Here is a 21468-nt window from a genome sequence, read left to right as displayed (position 1 = left end):
ACGCCGGAACGACATGAAGAAGCTGTTCGAACTCAATCCGGCGCTCGACCGTCCTGCCCTCGCCCAGCGTTTTGCAGAAACAGGCCGGGTGCAGATCCGCGATGTCCTGACCGAGGAAACTGCGCGCGAGATGCTGTCGGTGCTGACCAAGGGCACGCCGTGGGGCATGGCAACGGGTGCAGGTGACGAGAACCGCCAGAGCTTTCGCATGGAAGAAGTGCAGACACCCGAAGGCGCGCAGCGGGTGAACGCCGCCGCGATGGGCGCACAGGAAAACTCTTCGCGCGGTGAATATGGCTTCCGCTTTGCCCATTACCCTATCGTCAAAGCCATGCAGGACGGATGGGACCCCGGCGGCGCGCACGAGGTGCTGCTGGAACATATCAACGCTGAAGAATTCATGGGCCTAGCGCGCGACGTGACCGGCATCGACGGGCTTATCAAAGCCGACGGTCAAGCGACATTGTTCGCGCCCAACCATTACCTTGGCCGCCATATCGACAGCCATGTCGCCGAAGGGTGGGAAGTCGCCTACGTGCTCAACTTCGCTCCGCCAGACTGGCATCCTGACTGGGGCGGCTACCTTATGTTCCTCGACGAGGAGGGCGACGTTGTCGAGGGGTTCCGCCCACGTTTCAACGCGCTAAATCTGTTCAAAGTGCCGCAATCGCATTTGGTCAGCTATGTGCCGCCGTTTGCACCGGTTGGCCGCATAGCAGTGACCGGATGGCTGCGAACGGTATGACCGCTACCGCGCCTCAATCAGCCGCTGAAGCGCTTGTAAAAGCGCGCATGGCGATGCAATCGGGCAATGTTACAGGCGCGCGCTCGATTGTGGAGGCCGCCCGCCTCTCCTTTCCTAAAGATGCGCCATTGGCAGATGCTGCGGGCGATTTGGCCCTGAAGGCTGGCGATGCTCAGGCCGCCGCTCAGCATTTTGGCGCCGCATGTTCTGCGGATCCCGGCAACGTCGATTACGCACTCAATCACGCCATCGCCTTGCAGCGATTGGAACGCCACGCAGACGCGCTCGCGGCGCTGCTCCCCCACGAGAGGACCGCGCGCAGCACAACGCGCTATGGCAGCGTGCGGGCGCTTTCGGAGCGCAGCCTGGGGCGGCCAGCGGAGGCAGCCAAGTGGTATGATGCCACGCTCGCCATCGACCCGCGCCATCCGCGCGCTTTACATGGGCGGGCGCGGGTCGCGCTCGAGCGTGGAGAGGCCGATGCCGTTGCACGCTTTGATGCGGCGCTGGCAGTCAATTCCGGTGATGCGGATTTATGGCTCGGTAAGGCCCAAGCGCTCGAAGTGACGGGCGATATCACCGGGGCCCGCACGATTGCAGAGCAGATTTGCGGTCAGGCCCCCAGCTTTATCGCGGCGCTGGAATTTCTCACCGGCCTGAAGCTGGCAGCAGGAGAAGCGGACTTCACTGCCGCTTTCGCGCAAGCCGCCGCACGGGCGCCGCAAGATCCCAATATCGCTGCTTCGCACGCTGAGGTGTTTGCCGGGCTCGACTACGCCAAGGAAGCCGCAGAGGTGGCCGCAGAGGCGCGTGTCCGTTTTCCCAATGAGCCGCATTTCGCGCTGCTCGAAGCGATCCATGCAGGGTCTGCGGGTGAATGGGACCGGGCTGATGCGATCTTCGCACAATTGCCCGTCCAGAGCGCTCTACGCAGCACGCATGAGGCACGCCACCATATCCGTGCGGGTGACACTGAAAAGGCGCAGGCGCTGCTTGATCAGGCCTTGGCTGCCAATCCGTGGGACATCTCCGCATGGGCGCTGCGCGGTATCGCGTGGCGGGTTGCGGACGATGCGCGCGGGGATTGGCTTCATGAGCAAGCCGGCCTCGTGCAGTTTCAGCCGCTCGTTGGCCGTGACGGACTGATAGATGATTCTGTGGCCGAACTGCGCGTGTTGCACGCGGGGTCGGCCATGCCATTGGGGCAATCACTGCGTGGCGGGACGCAGACACGCGGTATCCTATTCCACCGGACGGAAGCCCTTCTGGCAGAACTGCACGAGGCGATCCTCGTCACGCTTGAGGCGTATCGCGCAGAACTAACTCCGCGTGACAATACGCATCCGCTGCTGCGGCATCGCGAAACACCGTGGCAATTGGCTGGTTCATGGTCCGTGCGCCTGACAGGCGGCGGTGGCAGCGCGGGCGACTACCACACCTCGCACATCCATCCGCAAGGCATCATCTCATCGGCGCTTTATCTGGTCGTGCCGGAGGCAGCACAGGGGCCCGAGCAGTTGGGCTGGCTAGAAATTGGGCGCCCACCTCCAGACCTAGGATTAGACCTGCCACCTTTGCGGACCATCCAACCCAAAGCAGGCCATCTCGCTCTGTTTCCCTCCACACTCTATCACGGCACCACGCCATTCGGCGCAGCGGGCGATGCGTCGGCCGAGCGAATGACGGTTGCGTTTGATGTTGTGACACGCAATGGCTCCAACACATGAGTGACAGCATAACCGCAACGGCAGACCGCGCAGCGTGGAGCGATTTTTGGGCGAACAATGCCGGATCAACCGCCGGTGGTTGCCTGCCCACGCGCTCTGCCGAGATTGAAGCAGCACAGCGCGCGATGTGGGCGTCGTTTGTTGCTGATCTACCAAAAGGCGCAGCGGTTCTTGACCTCGCCACGGGCGATGGCCGGGTACTGGGCTGGATGCGGGCCGAGCGGGATGATCTTAGTCTGTTCGGCATAGACTTCGCCCCAGACCTACCGGAAGCGCCAGAAGGCACGGAAACGCGCGGCGGAATCGCGATGGAAGACCTGCCACTGGACGCAGACACGCAGATCGCTGTCGTTAGCCAGTTTGGCTTCGAATACGGCGATGTCGCCGCCATCGCGGAAGAGATTGCCCGCGTGTTGGCACCTGCCGGCAAGGTGGGTCTGATGATCCACCGCGGCGACGGGCCAATCCTTGAGCATAATCTGGGCCGGAGCGCCGCGATTGACTGGGCAATATCCGAGAAGTCTGTGGGCGCCGTCGTCCGCAACGCACTGACTGCGCCCAATGGTGGGTCAGACGCAGCGGCACAGGTCTGCGCCGCACTAGCGATGCTGGGGGCCAACAAGTTTGGGCAAAACACCCCAGCCTGGGAAATCCCGGAAGCCATGCGCCGCGCAATTGTGATGGGCAAAGATGACGGCACCGAGGGTATTCTTGAAGTGATCACAGCGGTTGAAGAGCAAGCCGCCAATGAAACAGGGCGTATCGCGTCACTGCAGCGTGCCTGCGAAACTGCCGATGATCGTGCAACAATCGTTGAGGCGTTCGCCAAACTGGGACTGACGCTGCAATCAACCCAAGAAGTCTCGGAGCCGACGGGCCGTGCTTTGGCTGACTTCCTGACCTTCAACGCATAACCAAAAAAGCCATCCTGCCTCACTGGTTCGCGTGATGCTAGGCGCTCTCTTGCGCCGCGCGTTCACCGCTGGCGCGCTTTTCATTTGAGCAAAGAAAAAGGGCGGCGGACCGAAGTCCGCCGCCCCTTTCGTTTCACTGATTGCCAGTTCTTAGAACTTGAAGGCAACCGAAGCGAAGAAGTCACGACCCAGCACGTCGTAAGTGCTCGGGTAGGTGTTGGCCTGCTCTTGGTTGTCACCCAGCAGGAGGCTGTTCGGACGGTTCGTGACGAAGATGCCATCGAACTCCGGAGCACCCGGCAGAGTGTTGAACAGGTTGTTGACACCGATTGCGAACGTCACGTTTTCGCTCGCGTCGAACGAGAACGTAAGGTCGATCAGGTCGTAAGCGTCGATCGCGTCAATGCCGCCGAACGATGCATAGTCAACACCGCCGCCGTTCAGGACCGAGTCTTCCGAGGTCACGCTCGAAAGGTGACGCCAGCGGACCGAAGTGGTCAGCGGACCGTCGGTCCAGTTGAAGCGCGAGGTCCACTTGAACGAAGCCTGTGGCTCGCCACAACGACCGCCAAACAGGCCAGAACACTCGATGTTGTCGTCCGGGATAGCGGCAACCGGCGTGAACAGGTTGCTCTCAGTCCAGGTGCCGAGGAACGTCAGGCTGAAGCGCGACGAACCGGTGTCGGTCAGGAGCGAGAACGGAAGATCCGTGCGGTAGTTGACCTGAAGGTCGATACCGGATGTCGACAGTTCGGCAGCGTTAACACCAGCCACAAGCGGCGGGTTGTCGACGCTGATCGCACCGTCGGCGTTACGAATGCCAACGAATGGCGCACACAGCGGATCGTTCACATCCTGGGCCGTGCCGTAGCACAGTTCCAGAAGACCCTGCAGACCACCACCAGCAACGGTGATGAAGTCTTCGACTGAGATGTCGAAGTAGTCAGCAGTGATGGTAAGACCCGGAATTGCATCCGGCTGAAGAACGATACCAGCGGTCCAGCTTGTCGAAGTTTCTTCACCCAGGTTCGGGTTACCACCGAACAGAGCAGGGATCTGAGCGTTCAGCTGGATCACAGCGGCGTTACCAACGTTGCTGGCAGGAACACCGGTCGCGATACAGGTTGCGTCCGCACCCGGGTTGGCTGCGATAAACGCCGAGGTCACCACAAGGGTCAGTTGCGCCTGGGAAGCCAATTGCCTGGCCACCGAAGAGCTCACCCACGTTCGGTGCACGAACAGCGCGCTGGTACTGACCACGCAGGACAACACCGTTGATCGGAGCGAACTCAACGCCACCGGCGTAGGTCCACACACCACCAACTGCGTCGAGCGAGTAGTCAGAATAACGAGCTGCACCGTTCAGTTCGAGACGCTGCGTGCCATTGTCGATGATCGGGATGTTAAGCTCAGCGAAGAGCTCACGTACGTCATACGCGCCTTCGGTTGCTTCACCGGCGTTAAAGCCGATCACGTCACCCGACGACAAAGCTGTGTCAGGAATGAACTGCGAAGCAACACGGCGGTATTCAGCACCAACCGCGAAACCTACGTCCCCAGCACCTTCGGTGAGCTCACCGAGGAAGCCAGAGATCGAGCCCGAAGCCACTTCCACGCTGGAAATGTCGCCGTTTTGGGCTTGGATGCGGAGCGCATCGACCATTTCCGGCGTCAGAGTGTTCGCGCCGAAGATGTTGATCGGAGTGCCCGTGCCGTCGAAGCCAGCCTGCAGAGCGGAACGCGAAACGTTACCCTGCTGGATGTTCGAGTTACGGGTACGTGCGAACATGTAGTACGCATCGTAGGTCAGGTTATCGGTGATGTCGCCGGTAACACCTGCGAGCACGCGGAATGCGTTACGCTCATCGAGGTTATTACGTGCGCCAACTTCGAGCATACGACGCTGAAGGAAGGTGCTGACAACACCAAGCTCAGCTTGCGGGCCGATCGAAGAAAGGCCGTTGGCAAGACGAGCAGCGTCAGCAGCAGCTTCGTTTGCATCGAGGGTGTTCAGTTCGGCGATGGTGTTGGCATCGAGGAACTGCGACACGGTGTCGATGTCGAGCAGGAACGTACCGGTTGCCGGCGTCGGTGCCAGCTCGGTTGCAACGCGGTTGTTGACGAACGCGATTTCCGTGTAGGCGCGGTGCCCATCGGTGAACTCGTAGTCAGCATAACCACCAAGCAGGTAACGCTCTTGCGGGATCTGCAGGTAGTTAACCGGGTTGTAGTTGTAGGTGTCGCCTGCGCGCGGACGCGGGGTGCCTGGAGTGTCGAAGATACCATCATCGATCACAAGGCCCTGTGCCAGCGGCAGGGTGTTGCCAGCAGCGTCTACCACGATTGAACCCGGCGTGTTGATACGACCTTCGAGAACCGACGACGAACCGAACTGGATCAGCGGGAAGTCGAAGGTTTCACCACCAAGAGCGAAGTTCGAGAACTCACGGTCGCCCTGGAAGATGTCTTCACGATTGTAGTATTCAGCGAAGACGGTTGCGTTACCGCGGCCATCGTCGAAGCTGGTGCCGATCGCACCGTACAGTTGATAGCGGGCGCCGTCGCCTTCTTGGGTCAGCGAGTACTGGCCACCCATTTCGAGACCTTCAACCTTCTTCAGGCGGAAGTTCACAACACCTGCGAGAGCGTCCGAACCGTAAACGGCGGAAGCGCCACCGGTCACAACGTCGACCGATTCAAGCAGGAAGTTAGGGATGGTGTTAAGGTCAACCGTTTGCGAGGTGTCGAATGACAACCAACGACGGCCGTTGACGAGAACCAGCGTACGGGTCGAGCCGAGGTTACGCAGGTTCAGAGTAGCAGCACCGTTACCTGGGTTGTTCGAGTTGGCGGTGAAGCCCGGAACAACCTGAGGAAGCGTGTTGACCACGTTCTCAACGTTGACGGTACCCGACAGTTCGAATTCTTCAGCGTCGACAACGGCCACCGGAGCGGCAGTCTCAACGTTGCGCTGCTGAATACGCGAACCGGTGACAATGATACGATTGTCTTCGGTTGCACCGTCTTCAGCAGTCTCGGTGTCTTGAGCATATGCCGGGGTAGCAATCATGGCGCCGGCCATGATCGTACCTGCGAGCAAAGAGCTCTTGTTAAAGCGAGTCATTCTAGTCCCCTTAGTATATGCCCAGTCCATTGGGCAGGCAGAGTCCGACATTCACGGGCAAACGCCCGGATGTTGCGGGCTTATGACATCCGCGATGCCAATCGCAATCTGAGGCTGTGTCTGTCTGAAACGTTGTGTAACACCTGTGGCAATGATGCTACAGTGGTAAACGCCGGCTTGGGCCGCCTCCCTGAGGGGGTGTACAAAAGGTTTACGAGAGGCGGTAAAATTCACCGCCAGACAATGAAGTTTTAGTTTGAGAGGGAAATCAACAATGGGGTCGAATCGGCTTAAAAAGGGACGGTCTGCAGCGCGGCGCTGTATCTTGGCAGCCGCGCTGGGAGTGCTTGCCTTTCCCGCTGCGGCGCAGGACGCACCGGAGCCATCGGGTGAATATGTCGACAAGTTGAAGAAGTGTCAGTCGATTGCCGATGGTGAGGCGCGACTGGCCTGTTTTGATGCTGCCGTTGCCGAGATTGTCGCCGCGAATGACGCAGGCGAAGTGCGGATCATTGATCAGGAAGATATTCGGAACACGCGACGTCAATTGTTCGGCCTGTCTGTGCCCGAAGTGGGTGTTTTGAAACGCGATGCGGATGAGGACAAAGAGGCAAGCGAGCTTCTCGAGACTACGATCACCAGTGTGCGGTATCTCTCTGCCAAGAAGATCCGCTTTACGACGGAGGAAGGCGCAATTTGGGAGATCAATCGCCCACCTCGCCGCCTGCGTACGGTGAAAGCCGGGCACAATGTTGTTTTCAAGAAAGCCGCACTTGGGACTTTCTTCATCCGGATTGACGGCCAGATGGGCGTCAAAGGCAAGCGCATTCAATAGAAAAACGGTAGTCTATAGGACAAAGAAAAGGGGGCGAACCGCTTTGGTCCGCCCCCTCTCTATTTCGCGTTCTTGCAGAACCCGCTGACCCGTTAGAGTCCGCCAGGACCGCAGTCGTTCTTCAGGTAGTCGATGAGCTTGGTGTAGAATTGCTGTTGGTGCTCATACATCAAGGTGTTGCCGAAGTGATCGGCGCCCTTGAGTGTCAGGAACTGACCATAGCTGCCCTTACCTGCCTTCTCGACGGCTTTCTTATAGTCAGTGTAGTGCCAGTAGAGCACGCGACGATCGACATCACCGTGAACCATCAGGAACGGAATATTGATCTTGTCGACTTCATTGATCGGGTTGATACCAATCATGCCGCGACGCTGCGCCCATTCGTCAATCGCCTTCGGGCTGGATCGGCTTCCGCTGCGCTGACGATAAGACTTCGCAGGATCAGACACAGCAGCAACGGCTACAGCACACTGATACAGCTGTTCTTCACGGCTGGTCGCAACCAAAGCGGCATAGCCGCCATAGGACCAGCCAAAAAACGCAACACGATCTGGATCGGCAAGACCCTGGTCGATCAGGTACTTAACACCATCATCCTTGTCGTCCTGCATGGCTAGTCCGTGCTCGCCAAAGCCGGCGTCAAAGTGCTTTTGTCCCCAACCGGTCGAGATCCGGTTTTGCGGGTAGAACACCATGTATCCTGCGCTGGCCAGCATCTGGCTCATTTCCGAATAGCCCTGCACCGCGTTCACGTGCGGCCCGCCATTGTGCTGTACGACCAGTGGGAACGGCCCCTCGCCTTTCGGAATGGTCACATAGCCAGGAATCTCTAGGCCGTCGCGGGCTTTGTACCGAATGTACTTCACTTCAGCGAGGTTCTGCTGAACCAGCTGGGGGTTTCGGCTGCCAAGCTTTACCATCTTTCCTTCTTTGATGAGCCAGAAGGAACCTGGATCCTGCGGACCGCTGTTCTGAACGATCATGGTGTTGCCATCCATAGAACGGCTTGTGATCGAGACCTGGTGCGCGAACGGAATCTGCTGCTCAAGCGCTTCGTAAAGCGCCTTCTCATCGTCGTCGAACCAGTGACGCTCATACTTCGCACCAGGATAGACCGCTGCAACCAGCTTTTCGTTGCCGGGGATCGAGTGCGTCATGATGTTCATCACGTCAGCGTTGGGGTTTTCGTAGAGTTTCTCTACATACTCGCCAGTGCGCGCGTTGAACTTCCACAAAGCGGCTTTGTCATCGCCATCGCGGTAGTCGAGCATGTAGACGATTTCAGGATCGGTGTCGGAAAAACCAACCGGACCCCAGGGGCCGCCGAGTGATTTGTACAGATCATCGTATTCGTCCTGATCAAATGAGATGCCGTGGTCACGCCACTGGCTCTCACCTGGAAGACGGAACTCAAGTGAGATTTCGTTGGTCGTCCCATTGAAGCTGGTGCGCACACGCGGATTGCCTTCATTGTCGAATGACATGCGTGGGTTGGACGTTGTACCCTTGGTCACCAGTTTACGAGTGCCTTTTTCAAGGTTGACTTCGTAGTAGCTGCGAGGGCGGAAAGCCTGGAAAGGATCGACTTCAGAGCTTTGCCCGGTAACGGCACGTCCCGTCGAAATCAGGATTGAATTCGGCTTGCCAGGCAAGCGATTTTCGAGCCCGAAGCTGCCGCGGATCTGGTTAAATTTGTTGGCTTCAAGATTGTAGGTCAAAAGGGCGTATTCACGCACATCATCTTCTGGCCCATTCACTTTCTTGCGCTTCACCTGCCACGCATTGCCGAGAATGACGTTGTTGCTGACCCATTGCGCGCCGATGATTTCCATCGGGTCTGCATTCAGAGTGCGGAAGGGCTTGCTCAGATCATCCGTCTTATAGATCATCAGAAGGTATTCACCTTCTTTTGACGGGTTGATGTGAACGAGGATGTGTTTCCCGTCGGGTGAGACTTGAACGGCGTTCACCACATTGCGCAGTGCCCATACGTCGACAGGAACAGGCGATTGACCAGCTTGCGCCTGAGTCTCTGAAGGAATGGCGACGCTGAGTCCAAGTGCGGACACCCCAGCCATTGCCGCCAACAAGGGAGCTTTAAAAATCTTCATAGGTGTGGACCTTGTGAGTTATTGAATTTCTGACCCAATGAACCGCGCGTCCTCCTCGCTCGGTTCACCTGTGCAGTAGATAAACAAAAAAGCGGCCTCTCGACAAGTGCGAGAGGCCGCCTTTTTTAGCTCAACTGAGCAGATCGTGCTCGCTTAGAAGCGGTAAAGCAGCTGAGCGAAGAATTCACGACCGTCGAGGTTGTAGCCGTTACCGATCGGAATGTTGTTGATGCCGAACACTTCGTTGGTGTCCACCAGTGGTGGAGCGGTGTCGAAGATGTTGGTCACACCAGCGATGATACGGATCGTGCCGTTGTCCCAGCGCACCGATGCGGTGTGCTCGAACCACTCATCTGCGAAACCTACGTCGCGGCAGAAGACACCGTCGCCAGTCACATTGGCGGAACCGCCACCCGTACAAGTATCGCCGATGAAGCCTGTTGGAGTGCCGTCAGGGCCGTTGCCGAACGCATCCGAAAGCGGATCGATACCGATCGGATCCTGCTCAACATCACCGACATAACGAGTCTGCCAGGTGAAGCGGAAATCTTCGTAATCGGCGGAGAAGGTGATCCGACCGGTCCAGCTTGGGAAACCGAATTCACCGGCAAAATCAGCGGTCGCAACTGAACCGTCATCGTTGGTAAACAGGCTTGAACGTTCGATCAGGTGATTAGCCCGAATGTTCAGGCCGAGATCAATCGTGCTGCTGCCAAGCTGCAGTGGATAGCCCATCGACGCGTTTATATCGATACCACGGACCGATTCCTGATCGAGGTTGAGGAAGCCCTGGAAGATGTCACTAACAAGGTTACGCTCACCACCGACCTGGATACGGTCACAGAATTGGCTGCGGGTCCCGTCCTGACGCGTGTAGCAGTCATTGACGATAAACTGTGCGCTCGGCTCGATGATCGAGTCCTTCAACAGGATGTCGTAGTAGTTGAAGTTAAACGCAAAATCGAAGCCACTCGGGAAGCTTTCTTCAAAAGCGAGGCCAGCTGTCAGCGAAGTCGACGTTTCAGGATCTAGTTCCAGGCCATTGGTGATCACACCGCCGGAGAAGACTTCGACACTTGGACTTTGGAGCGTACCGAGGCCTTGAGCGTCAACGCCGTCAGCAGTTGGGTCACGCCCTTCACGGATACAGTTCTGAAGTGTGACAGGATCACGCTGGTCAAGGTTCGGGTCATAGCCGCCTGCAAGCGAGTTGAACGCCACATCGGGAACTGCACAAGGGTCAAACACGCCGGTAAAGCCCGACTGACTGCCCAGGAAAAGTTCGCGAAGGTTTGGAGCGCGGAACGACGTACCGTAGCTGATCTTGAGAAGCAGTGACGGAACCGGACGCCAGCCACCCTTGATCGAGTAGGTACCATTGGTGCCATAGAACTCGTCATTGGTAAGACGACCCGAAACGTTGACGGTCAGCTCTTCCACCCAAGGCTTACCAGCCATCAGCGGAAGATCGACCTCGGCAAAGCCCTCGAAAATATCGCGCGAACCGGTTGCACCAGTGTCCGAGAAGAACGCGAACAGCAGGCCATTTGCCGCAGCAACGTTCGGTGTCGATTCAATCGTGTCATCACGATACTCAGCACCAAGCACGACACCAACCGGACCGGCAGGAAGTTCAAACAGATCGCCGGTTATGTACGCATTGATGACCGTCTGCTCGTAAGTCGTTTCAAAGCTACGCGTTCCGAACACATAGTCGCGTTCGGCCTGAGTGGCGAAGTCGCCAACGGCGCCGGTAAGCACGCTCGGAGCGAACGGGTTCACAGGAACACATTGATCCGCGTTCAGATCGGGGGCAGCTGCACCAGGGTTGGCAAGGCCAGCACCGTTACAAGCACCGATGTAAAGAGGGTTTCCGAAGAAGCCGAAGATGTTGGCGTTGGGATCGTAATCGTCCGCAACACCATCGCCGCTGTCGTCGAAGATACCGTCGCCGTCAAAATCGCCCGTAGGGTCAATACCCAAGGCAAGCGCAAGACGGTCTTCGCGGATCGCGTTACGGGTCGAAGTACCGACCGAACGCGAATAAACGCCCGAAATATCGAAGGTCCACGACGAGCCGATGAACGGCAGGTCGCCACGGACACCGAGCACACCGCGATACTGCTCTTGCAGGACTTCGAAGTTGTTACGGTCACCACGGATGGACGCAATCGGTTGAACCGGAAGCGGGAGACCGACGTTAGGGTTAAACGCGCCTCCTTGAAGTGCGTTATCCGCTGCCGGACAGTCAACACCAGTACCGGTCACAAAGTTACACGGGTTGAAGGCATTGAGATCGGGTACAGTAGGGAAGATCTGCGGGTTGCCGGCTTCCGGGTTGCGAATTTCAGCGCGGCTGTAGTTCGCTTCGAAATACGGCGTGATGTTCGCTTCGCCCGGGAAGGTGTATTCACCATAGGCAAAGACGTTGATCAGCTCCTGCTCGGAGATGATCGCACGACGCAACTCGTCAGGCGAACCGTTAACGTTCACGTTACGGAAGTCGACGTCGCGGATGCCGTCGTTGTTCGTATCGAGATCAACACCGAAAGCGTTGGTCGATTCGCCGAAGTTCAGACCCGGAATGTTGGCGATGTTGCCGTTAGCCGGGAAATAAACCGAACCAAGGTTGGTGAACGGAATGAAGACGCGGCCAGAAATACCGGCGACCTTACACTCGTCCTCGGCAACACTCACGCCTGGCGTACGGTTCTGAATAAACGCGTTGTCGGAACGGTCGGTCTGCAGGATATTGCCATTTTGATCGACTTCGTAGTGCGTGTTACAACGGTTAAAGAAGTCACGATCCTGCAATTGAACAAGGTCGCGGAAAGCGTATTCCGCGCCGATGCCGAAGAAGCCGCGGTCCGTGTTCAGGCCCCATGCGCCGCTAATCTGGTAGTCGTCGCCACCACCTTGCGGGTTGATGTTGCCGTTTACCTGAAGCTCAAGACCGTCAAAGTCCTTGCGCAGAACAAGGTTACCCACGCCAGCGACAGCGTCCGAACCGTAAACCGACGATGCACCGTCGAGCAGAAGGTCATAACGGTCAACGAGCGTCGACGGGATCAGGTTCAGCGACGGCACAGTCGGCGCGCCCTCCACACCCGAAGGTGCAAGGCGACGGCCGTTAAGAAGGAGCAGCGTGCGGTCTGCACCAAGGCCACGAAGGTTCAGCGTCTGCGAACCCGGGCCGTTGTCGAGCACGAAGCCCTGGAAGGTTGCGTCGATCTGCTGACCGGCGGCGCTTTCCGAGCGCTGAAGGATCTGCGCCGGGTCAAATGCACCAACCGACTGCTGGTTCTCGGTGCTGAGAACCTGAAGCGGTGAAATCGAGCTGTAGGTGTCACGAACAATACGCGAACCGGTAACGGTGATACCGCCCTGCTGCTGGTTGCCCGATGCATCGTTGGCGACTTCAACCTGCTCTTCGTCTTCATCGTCCTGGCCTTCTTCACCCTGATCTTGGGCGTGAGCCGGACCAGCAACGACAAAAGCCAGTGCCGAAGCGGAGAAGGCGAGCGCCTTCATAGAATTACTGTGAAACTTTTTCATGATCACTCCAGTTGCGACAACCGAAGCTCACCACACAAAATCCTCTAGCGCGACGTTTACAAATTGCTTTGCATAACCCCGGGCACCCCTAATGATTGCGCGGCAAACCCCTGTGGTAACGTTTCTCTGCAACGAGGCAGTGTCGATGTAAATGCGGCGTTCAGGAAAGCGGGCTGGAATGGGGGACTTTTCACCCTAGTGTTGCGTGAATCCCACATGCGGTTTTTTGCTTGAGAAATATGCACCGCCAGCCGCTATCGAAAAAGAATAAGGATCGCGTCTGCTGCGCAATAAATGACCGCGCCGCCAAATTGGGCGGCGCGAATCATTAAGAATCGGACTCAAGAGATGGTCATGTCGCGACTTCAATGATCAGCTCACCGTCGCCTTCCTCAATCTTGAGCGTTGCCCCATCGGAGACTGTTCCTTCGAGGAGCTTCTCAGCCAGCGGATCTTGAAGGTACCGCTGCACCGCCCGCTTTAAGGGCCGTGCGCCATAGACCGGATCGTAACCAACCCTGCCCAGCCAGCGCAGAGCCGCTTCGGACAGATCGAGCGTGATGTTGCGATCGTTCAACAGCTTTTGAACCCGCTTCACTTGGATCGCGACAATCGGCGCCATGTGCTCCATCGCCAGACGGTGGAACAGGATGATTTCGTCCAGACGGTTAAGAAATTCAGGCCGGAAATGTCCGCGGACAACATCCATCACCTGATTCTCTACATCGGCAACTTTGCCATCATCCGGCAGGTTGGCGAGGTGCTGGCTACCAAGGTTTGAGGTGAGGATAATGAGCGTGTTGGAGAAATCCACGATGCGCCCTTGACCGTCGGTCAGACGGCCATCGTCGAGCACCTGGAGCAGCACATTAAACACATCGGTGTGTGCCTTCTCGACCTCGTCGAACAGCACCACCTGATACGGACGACGCCGCACGCTTTCGGTCAGCACGCCGCCTTCGTCATAGCCGACATATCCCGGAGGTGCGCCGATCAAGCGGGCGACCGAGTGCTTCTCCATGAACTCCGACATATCGATGCGTACCATTGCCTGATCATCGTCGAACAGGAATTCAGCCAGCGCTTTAGTCAGTTCAGTTTTACCAACGCCCGTTGGGCCCAGGAACAGGAAGCTGCCGAGCGGACGGCCCGGGTCCTGCAATCCAGCACGTGCGCGGCGCACGGCTTTTGACACCGCTTCGATCGCAGGCTTTTGGCCAATGACGCGTTTGGAGAGCAGCTCTTCCATTTGAAGCAGCTTCTCGCGCTCGCCTTCCATCATTTTGTCGATGGGAATGCCGGTCCAACGTGAAACCACGCCAGCTATGTCCTCTTCGGTCACTTCCTCGCGCAGCAAAGCATCGTCGCTCAGCTCCTCAGCAGCGGCGAGCTGCTTCTCGAGCGCGGGAATGGTGCCGTATGAAAGCTCGCCCGCCTTGGCGAGATCGCCTTCACGCTGCGCCTGTTCCAATTCCAGCCGGGCAGCATCGAGCTCTTCCTTGATCTTACCCTCGGCTTCGATCTTGTCGCGCTCGTTCTGCCAGCGAGTGGTGAGTTCGGCGCTCTCCTGTTCAAGGTTCGCCAGCTCTTCGCGCAATGCGGTCAGGCGTTCTTTGGAAGCCTTGTCATCCTCTTTGGCGAGCGCCGATTCTTCGATCTTGAGCTGGATGATACGGCGGTCGAGTTCATCGATCTCTTCCGGCTTCGATTCCACTTCCATCCGGATGCGCGAAGCCGCTTCATCCATCAGGTCGATGGCCTTATCGGGCAGGAAGCGGTTCTGGATGTAGCGGTCAGACAAGCGCGCGGCGGCAACGATGCTGCCATCGGTAATGCGCACACCGTGGTGCAGCTCGTACTTGTCCTTGATCCCGCGCAGGATACTAATCGTGTCCTCTACGCTCGGCTCTTCGATATAGACTGGCTGGAAGCGTCGCTGCAGCGCAGGGTCTTTCTCAACATACTTTTGGTACTCATCGAGCGTGGTCGCACCAATACAGTGCAGCTCGCCGCGCGATAGAGCCGGCTTTAGGAGGTTGGACGCATCCATAGAGCCTTCGCTCGCCCCTGCCCCGATCAGCGTGTGCATCTCGTCAATGAACAGGATGATGTTGCCATCTGCATGGCGCACTTCATCGAGGATCGACTTAAGGCGCTCTTCAAATTCGCCGCGATACTTCGCGCCCGCAATCAGAGCGCCCATGTCGAGGCTCATCAGTGTGCGGCCTTTCAGACTGTCCGGTACATCGCCATTGGCAATGCGCAGCGCCAATCCTTCCGCAATCGCGGTCTTACCCGTTCCGGGCTCGCCGATGATTGCGGGGTTGTTCTTGGTCCGCCGAGCGAGGATCTGCACAGTGCGGCGGATTTCCTCATCACGGCCAATCACCGGATCGAGTTTGCCGTCACGCGCTGCCTGCGTCAGATCGCGGGCGAATTTCTCCATCGCATCATATGCGCTCTCGGCGCCTGCGCTGTCAGCCTTTCGGCCACCGCGAAGCTGATCGATCGCAGAGTTCAATGCCTGCGGCGTCACGCTTGCCGCCTTCATAGCATCGCCCGCCACGCCCGATGCGAGTGACAAGGCCACCAACATCATCTCGACGGTCACATAAGAATCGCCCGCTTTCTCGGCGAGCGTCTCTGCCTGATCCAGAACGCGGACCGTGTCGTTATCGAGGCCCGGCGTATCCTGCGCTCCGCCTCCTGTAACGACCGGGATCTTGCCAAGCCCAGCATCCACCGCACTCACAGCCAAAGCCGCCTCGCCGCCCGCGCGCTGGATCAATCCGGCAGCCATGCCTTCTTCATCCTCAAGCAGCGCTTTGAGCAAGTGCACCGGTGTAATCCGCTGGTGGTTCATGCGGATCGCAACCGTCTGTGCGCTTTGCAGGAACCCTTTGGCCCGGTCGGTGAATTTTTCGAGATTCATGCGTGACCCCATAAATGCGTGAATAGGTGTGTTACTCGACTAGGTGGGTTCGGCAAGCCTAAATGCCAAGGGGCATCCCCATCCAAGGCAAACTTGCCAAGTCTTCGCCCTCTGGGCATTGATCGCGGTCAAGAGAGTTCTGGAGAGACATCTGATGAAGTGGGTGAAGCGCGGCGCGTTTGCGCTGGTGATTGCGGTGATCGCGGCATTTGTGGGTTTGGCATCATGGGAACCGTTCTTCGCGAAAACCGGCGTTGCGCCAGACACCAAGGAATATAGCGCCGAGATTGTCCGCGATGAATTTGGCGTGCCTCATATCTACGGTAAGACCGATCCGGATGTCGCATTCGGTGTGGCGATCGCCCATGCCGAAGATGATTTCTTCACTCTGCAAGATGTGATCGCCATGTCGCGGGGCCGATATGGAGCAATCGCGGGGCAGGACGGGGCCACGTTTGATTATGTCTATCACCTGCTCGATGCGCGCGGCACGGCGGAGCGTGAGTATCCCAAGCTACCCGCTGACACGCGCGCTCTGTTTAACGCCTATGCCGCTGGCCTCAACCAATATGCGGCTGACAACGCGGATGAGGTGAAGCTCGGCAGTTTGTTTCCCGTGAACGGGGAGGACGTTGCCGCCGGCTTCGTGTTGCGTCAGCCGTTCTTCTATGGCCTCGGCAATGTCATCGGGCCGCTTGTGGCGGGTGATCCGCTGCCACGCGAATTTGGCGAGGATATTCCCGGCTTCCCGCGCGATGGCTCTGTTAAGCCGGAGAAGAAGGAAGATCAGGCCAACCTGCTGCATCCGCTGCCAATGGGAGAAGATGCAGCGCTTCTCGGCTCGAACGCCTTTGCGGTCACACCCGAAAAATCAGGCGGGCCGACCACTCTGATTTCGAACTCGCACCAGCCGCTGCGTGGCGGTGTCGCATGGTACGAATTCAGCGTAGAAAGCGAGGACGGATGGCACTTTACCGGCGCCAATTTCCCCGGTTCACCCTTCCCGTTCCTTGGTCACAATCGCAATCTGGGCTGGACCAACACGGTCAACCGACCCGACATGGCCGATGTCTATGAACTGGAGGTCAATGAAGCGGGCACCCAGTACAAACTTGATGGTGAATGGAAGGACCTTTCGCGCAAGACGGTAACTCTTCCGGTCAAGCTGGGCCCGATCACCCTGCCCATCAGCCGCGAGGTTCTTCGCAGCGAGCATGGACCTGTCATCCAGAATGACAATGGCTACTTCGCGGTCCGCTATGGCGGGATGGACAGCGTGGAACAGCTCGATGCCTATTATCGTCTGAACAAGACCACCAATTTGGAAGAATGGCAGGAGCAGATCGGTCGGCTCGCGATCCCGTCCACCAACTTCATCTATGCCGATGAAGCGGGCAACATCGCCTATGTCTATAACGCTGCGATCCCCGACCGGCCCGAAGATGTGAAAGCAAACTGGCGCGGCATTCTGGATGGTTCCCGCAGCGATCTGATCTGGAATGGCGCGGTCGAATATGGCGAGATCCCCAAGCTCATCAATCCGGCGAGCGGGTGGCTGTACAACTCGAACAATGAGCCCTTCACCGCTGCGGGCGAAGGCAGCGATTTGGCCCCGACCGATTTCTCGCCGGTGCTGGGCGTAGAGCGCAAGCAGACCAACCGTTCGGCCCGCGCTTACAAGCTGCTCAGCGAAGCAGGTTCGCTCGACCGGGAGACGCTGGAACGCATCAAGTATGACACCGGCTATGAGCGGGTGAACTATATCGAGAAGCTGTTCAGTGACCTCGAAGCGCTCGAAGGCGAAGGGCAACTCGCCGAAGCGCGTGACCTGTTGCTGTCGTGGGATTTCAACGCCGATAACAATGGTTCCGCTGATGCCATCGCCTATCTGATGATCCGCGATTACATGTCGGCGGAATACCAGAACAAAGGCTACCCCGATATTGCGGAGAAGCTGTCTGAGGCCGCCGATCACTTGATGACGCATTTCGGGCGTCTTGATCCGCCCGCATCGGAACTGATCCGGTTGCGTCAGGGTGATGTTGACCTGCCGCTGGATGGTGGTTCGGATACTTTGCGTGCAGCCACAACGTGGGAATTCCACGATGATGGACGTGCGTCCTTGGTCCACGGTGACAGCTTCATCCAGTGGGTCGAATGGGTGCGAGGCAAACGGGTCTCGTCACGCTCTATCCAGCCTTTTGGGTCAGCCATCACGCGGCCAGACAGCCCGCACTACACCGACCAGATGCAGTTGTTTGTCGAGAAGAAGTTGAAGCCAGTTTACTTTTGGCGCGACGACGTGATGGCTAACGCCAAGCGGCGTTACATCGTTACAAACAAGCGCTAAATTGCGCACAATCATTTGCCTTGCGTCGCATCGGCCGAACCCGCACGATGCGGGACACGTTCGTTATAGCCACTGGAGACTTCGCATGAGCTTTCGCACCGGCCGTTTTGCCGCCATCAGCCTCGCCGCAATGGGCGCAGCGCTTGCCGCCCCTACCGCCGCTCAGGCGCAGGAAATCCGCTTTGTCAGCATTCCAGTGGTGCAGCCGCTTCCCGGCGTTGAGAAAACCAACCCGCGCGCAGCCGATGTCAAAGTGCCGATGTCTGAAGTGGATGGCACCAGTGCGGAAACCGGCGATCTCGCTGATCTCGTTGCGCAGGTCGAAATACCCTTTGACGAATTCCAGCTGGAAAACGGCCTGACCGTTGTCGTGCATGAGGACCGCAAGGCCCCGATCGTCGGCGTTGCGGTCTGGTACAATGTCGGCTCCAAGGATGAGCCCGAAGGCAAGACCGGCTTTGCCCACCTGTTCGAGCACCTGATGTTCAACGGCTCTGAAAACGCCCCTGCGGATTACTTCAAGTATCTGCAGGAAATGGGCGCGACCGATTACAATGGCACCACCAACTTTGACCGCACCAACTACTTCCAGACGGTGCCCCGCCCCGCGCTCGAACGCGCTCTGTGGTTGGAGAGCGACCGTATGGGCTATCTCCTCGGCGCGGTGACGCAGGAAAAGCTCGATAACCAGCGCGGCGTTGTCCAGAACGAGAAGCGTCAGGGTGACAACCAACCCGGCGGCCTCGTCTTCTATGAGATCCTCGACAAGATGTTCCCTGAAGGCCACCCCTATGGCCACTCGGTGATCGGTTCGATGGCTGACCTCGACAGCGCCAGCATGGAAGATGTGCGCAACTGGTTCCGAGACAAATACGGCCCCAACAACGCGACTGTGGTGCTGGCGGGCGATATCTCGGCCGAAGAAGCCAAGCCGCTAATGGAAAAGTGGTTCGGCCCAATCGCGCGCGGTCCGGTCAACACACCGGCCGCCGCCGAAATCCCGACGCTAACAGAAAACAAGCGCACGGTGATGAAGGATCAGGTCGCTGCGACGACCATCACCAAGTACTGGCCTGCTCCAGGCATCACGAGTGCGGAATTGGCCGCGTTGAACATCGGCACCAGTATTCTTGGCGGCCTCGCCTCTTCGCGTCTTGATGAAGTGCTGGTGCGCGACGAACAGTCGGCTGTCGGTGTGGGCGCGTTCAACGCCGATTTCCAGCGCGTAGGCATTATGGGTGTCAGCGCCACATTGAAGCCGGGCGGCGATCTGGCGGCGCTTGAAAAGCGTCTCGACGAATTGGTAGCGGAATTCATCAGAACCGGCCCGACCGCCGAGGAAGTAAAGCGCGCAGCCACAAGCCAGCTGGCGGGCACTATTCGCGGCCTAGAGCAGGTCGGCGGCTTTGGTGGCAAGGCGGTTGCCCTTGCGCGCGGCGAAGTGCTTGCTGGCGATCCAGGCTTTTTCAAAACGCAGCTCGACACTCTCGCAACACTGACTCCGGCTGACGTGAAGGCAGCGATGGAAAAGTGGATGACCAAGCCGAGCTTCACTCTGGTTCTCGAACCAGGCGAGCGCGACAGCACTTATGAAGAAGCGGCCAGCGTCGCAGCAGAAGGCGCAGCCGAAGATGCAGCGCCCGCTGACAACACATTGACCGTTTCGCTGGAGCGCCCTGCCCCAGCGATCGACACGCTTGCAGCGCTCGATTTCCCAGACCTGCAACGCACCACACTCGCCAACGGCATGAAGCTGACTTACGCCATGCGTGATGCAGTGCCTGCGACTTACGTGACACTCTCGTTCAATGCGGGAAGCGCGGCCGATCCGGAAAGCAAACGTGGTCTGGAAGATCTGACCATGGCTCTGTTCGACGAAGGCACAGCCGACATGAGCAGCCAGCAAATCGCCGAGGCGCGCGAGAAGCTCGGTCTCTCGATCAGCACGGGTGGCGGTTCAGACCGTTCGACCTTCACGCTGTCGGCGCTTTCATCGAACCTGACGCCTTCGCTTGAACTGCTCAGCGATATCGTGCGCAAACCGGCATTCAATGAAAGTGATCTGGAGCGCGTTCGCACCCAGACGGTGACCGGCATCAAACAGCAGATGAAATCGCCGCAGGGTCTCGCTGGCCGTGCGATCGCACCGGAAATCTTCGGCGCCAATCACCCGTATGGCGGCTCCGCCACAGTGGCGAGTGTGACCTCGATCACCCGTGACGACTTGTTCGGCTTCAAAGACAGTTGGATCCGCCCGGACAACGGCGAGGTCTTTGTGATCTCTGACAAGCCGATGGGTGAAGTCGTCGCGTCGCTCAACAATGTGTTCGGTGAGTGGAGCGCGCCTGCGGCTGCCAAAGGCAGCAAGAGCTTTGCCACGGACGGTCAGGCATCTGCGGGCAATCGCATCATCCTGATCAACCGCCCGAACAGCCCGCAAAGCGTCATCGTCGGTGCGCAGCTGACCGGTCTGGATGCAAGCGATGACAATTACATCGACTTCACCAACGCCAACAACTCGCTGGGCGGCAACTTCCTCGCACGCCTCAACATGAACCTGCGCGAGACCAAAGGCTGGTCGTACGGCGTTCGCGGCGGACCGCAAGCGCGCGAGAACGCGGTTGTCTATGCCGTGTCGGGCGGCGTTCAGGCCGACCGCACCGGCGACTCGGTGAAAGAGATGATCCGCGAAGTGAGCGAATTCCTCTCCACAAACGGTGTCACCGATGAAGAGCTGGCGCGCAACGTCGCATCGGAAGTCGGCGAACTGCCGGGTCGCTTCGAAACCTCAGGCTCGGTGCTTGGCGCGATGCAGCGCATCGCCAATTACGGTCTGGCTGACGATCACTATGAAAAGCTGGTCCCGAAATATCAGGCTCAGACCAAGGAAAGCCTTGATGCCGCAGCCCGCGCCGCGCTCAAAACGGAGAACTTCGTCTGGGTGGTTGTGGGCGATGCCAGCAAGGTGAAGGAACAGCTCGACACAGTCGGCCTTCCGGTCGAAGTGCGCGAGATGCCGGCAGAAGACTGATCTTCTTACTAACCAATCGAAGGGGGCGAAGGTGCGCGTCAAAGCCACCTTTGCCCTTTTCATATGTGCCGTAACGGAAGGCTGGAATCCGCCTTGAACACCACTGACAGGCGTGTAAACAAGCATCACGAGTTTCGAGGGCGA

General features: G+C 58.2%; 11 protein-coding genes. 6 read left to right on the top strand and 5 right to left on the bottom strand.

Annotation, left to right across the window (positions count from 1 at the left end):
- Nucleotides 1-13 precede the first annotated feature (13 nt).
- The 3 genes from AC0V6K_RS10345 to AC0V6K_RS10335 are packed head-to-tail and all read left to right on the top strand — an operon-like array spanning nt 14 to nt 3386.
- Nucleotides 14-745 carry a 2OG-Fe(II) oxygenase gene (locus tag AC0V6K_RS10345; protein WP_472621931.1) on the top strand — a complete coding sequence of 244 codons (732 nt, stop codon included), beginning with the start codon at nt 14-16 and terminating at the stop codon, nt 743-745.
- Complete coding sequence (locus AC0V6K_RS10340; protein ID WP_486172631.1) at nt 742-2472, top strand: putative 2OG-Fe(II) oxygenase; 1731 nt, start codon at nt 742-744, stop codon at nt 2470-2472. The genes AC0V6K_RS10345 and AC0V6K_RS10340 overlap by 4 nt, the downstream gene beginning before the upstream one ends.
- On the top strand, nt 2469-3386 hold the full coding sequence (locus AC0V6K_RS10335; protein WP_472621927.1) for a class I SAM-dependent methyltransferase: 918 nt from the start codon (nt 2469-2471) through the stop codon (nt 3384-3386). Before AC0V6K_RS10340 ends, AC0V6K_RS10335 begins: the two co-directional genes overlap by 4 nt.
- A gap of 150 nt (nt 3387-3536) precedes the next feature.
- Here the strand turns inward: AC0V6K_RS10335 and AC0V6K_RS10330 are convergent, their stop codons facing one another.
- Nucleotides 3537-4553 (bottom strand): TonB-dependent receptor domain-containing protein, encoded by a 1017-nt coding sequence (locus AC0V6K_RS10330; RefSeq protein ID WP_486172630.1) that lies wholly within the window; start codon nt 4551-4553, stop codon nt 3537-3539.
- Nucleotides 4471-6510, bottom strand: coding sequence for a TonB-dependent receptor domain-containing protein (locus AC0V6K_RS10325; RefSeq protein ID WP_472621923.1), 2040 nt, complete (start codon nt 6508-6510; stop codon nt 4471-4473). Before AC0V6K_RS10325 ends, AC0V6K_RS10330 begins: the two co-directional genes overlap by 83 nt.
- A gap of 325 nt (nt 6511-6835) precedes the next feature.
- Between AC0V6K_RS10325 and AC0V6K_RS10320 the strand changes: the two genes are divergently transcribed.
- Nucleotides 6836-7345, top strand: coding sequence for a hypothetical protein (locus tag AC0V6K_RS10320; protein ID WP_472621921.1), 510 nt, complete (start codon nt 6836-6838; stop codon nt 7343-7345).
- A gap of 92 nt (nt 7346-7437) precedes the next feature.
- Here the strand turns inward: AC0V6K_RS10320 and AC0V6K_RS10315 are convergent, their stop codons facing one another.
- From AC0V6K_RS10315 to clpB, 3 genes are all read right to left on the bottom strand, one after another.
- The gene (locus AC0V6K_RS10315; protein ID WP_486172629.1) at nt 7438-9456 is read right to left on the bottom strand and encodes an alpha/beta hydrolase family protein; all 2019 of its coding nucleotides are present in this window, start codon (nt 9454-9456) and stop codon (nt 7438-7440) included.
- A 153-nt stretch (nt 9457-9609) separates the two neighbouring features.
- Nucleotides 9610-13011: a TonB-dependent receptor gene (locus AC0V6K_RS10310; RefSeq protein WP_472621917.1), complete on the bottom strand. Its 3402-nt coding sequence runs from the start codon at nt 13009-13011 to the stop codon at nt 9610-9612.
- Nucleotides 13012-13363: 352 nt separating this feature from the next.
- The gene (clpB, locus tag AC0V6K_RS10305) at nt 13364-15943 is read right to left on the bottom strand and encodes an ATP-dependent chaperone ClpB (protein ID WP_472621915.1); all 2580 of its coding nucleotides are present in this window, start codon (nt 15941-15943) and stop codon (nt 13364-13366) included.
- Between the two features lie 154 nt (nt 15944-16097).
- Between clpB and AC0V6K_RS10300 the strand changes: the two genes are divergently transcribed.
- Together AC0V6K_RS10300 and AC0V6K_RS10295 are read left to right on the top strand one after the other, a co-directional pair.
- Nucleotides 16098-18293 carry an acylase gene (locus AC0V6K_RS10300; protein WP_472621913.1) on the top strand — a complete coding sequence of 732 codons (2196 nt, stop codon included), beginning with the start codon at nt 16098-16100 and terminating at the stop codon, nt 18291-18293.
- 85 nt (nt 18294-18378) lie between these two features.
- The gene (locus AC0V6K_RS10295; protein WP_472621911.1) at nt 18379-21324 is read left to right on the top strand and encodes a M16 family metallopeptidase; all 2946 of its coding nucleotides are present in this window, start codon (nt 18379-18381) and stop codon (nt 21322-21324) included.
- Nucleotides 21325-21468: the final 144 nt, after the last annotated feature.

This window comes from Erythrobacter sp. S43 (assembly GCF_057364955.1).
The sequence above is the reverse complement of the archived record's forward strand: the minus strand, read 5'-3'. Positions and strand labels throughout refer to the sequence as shown.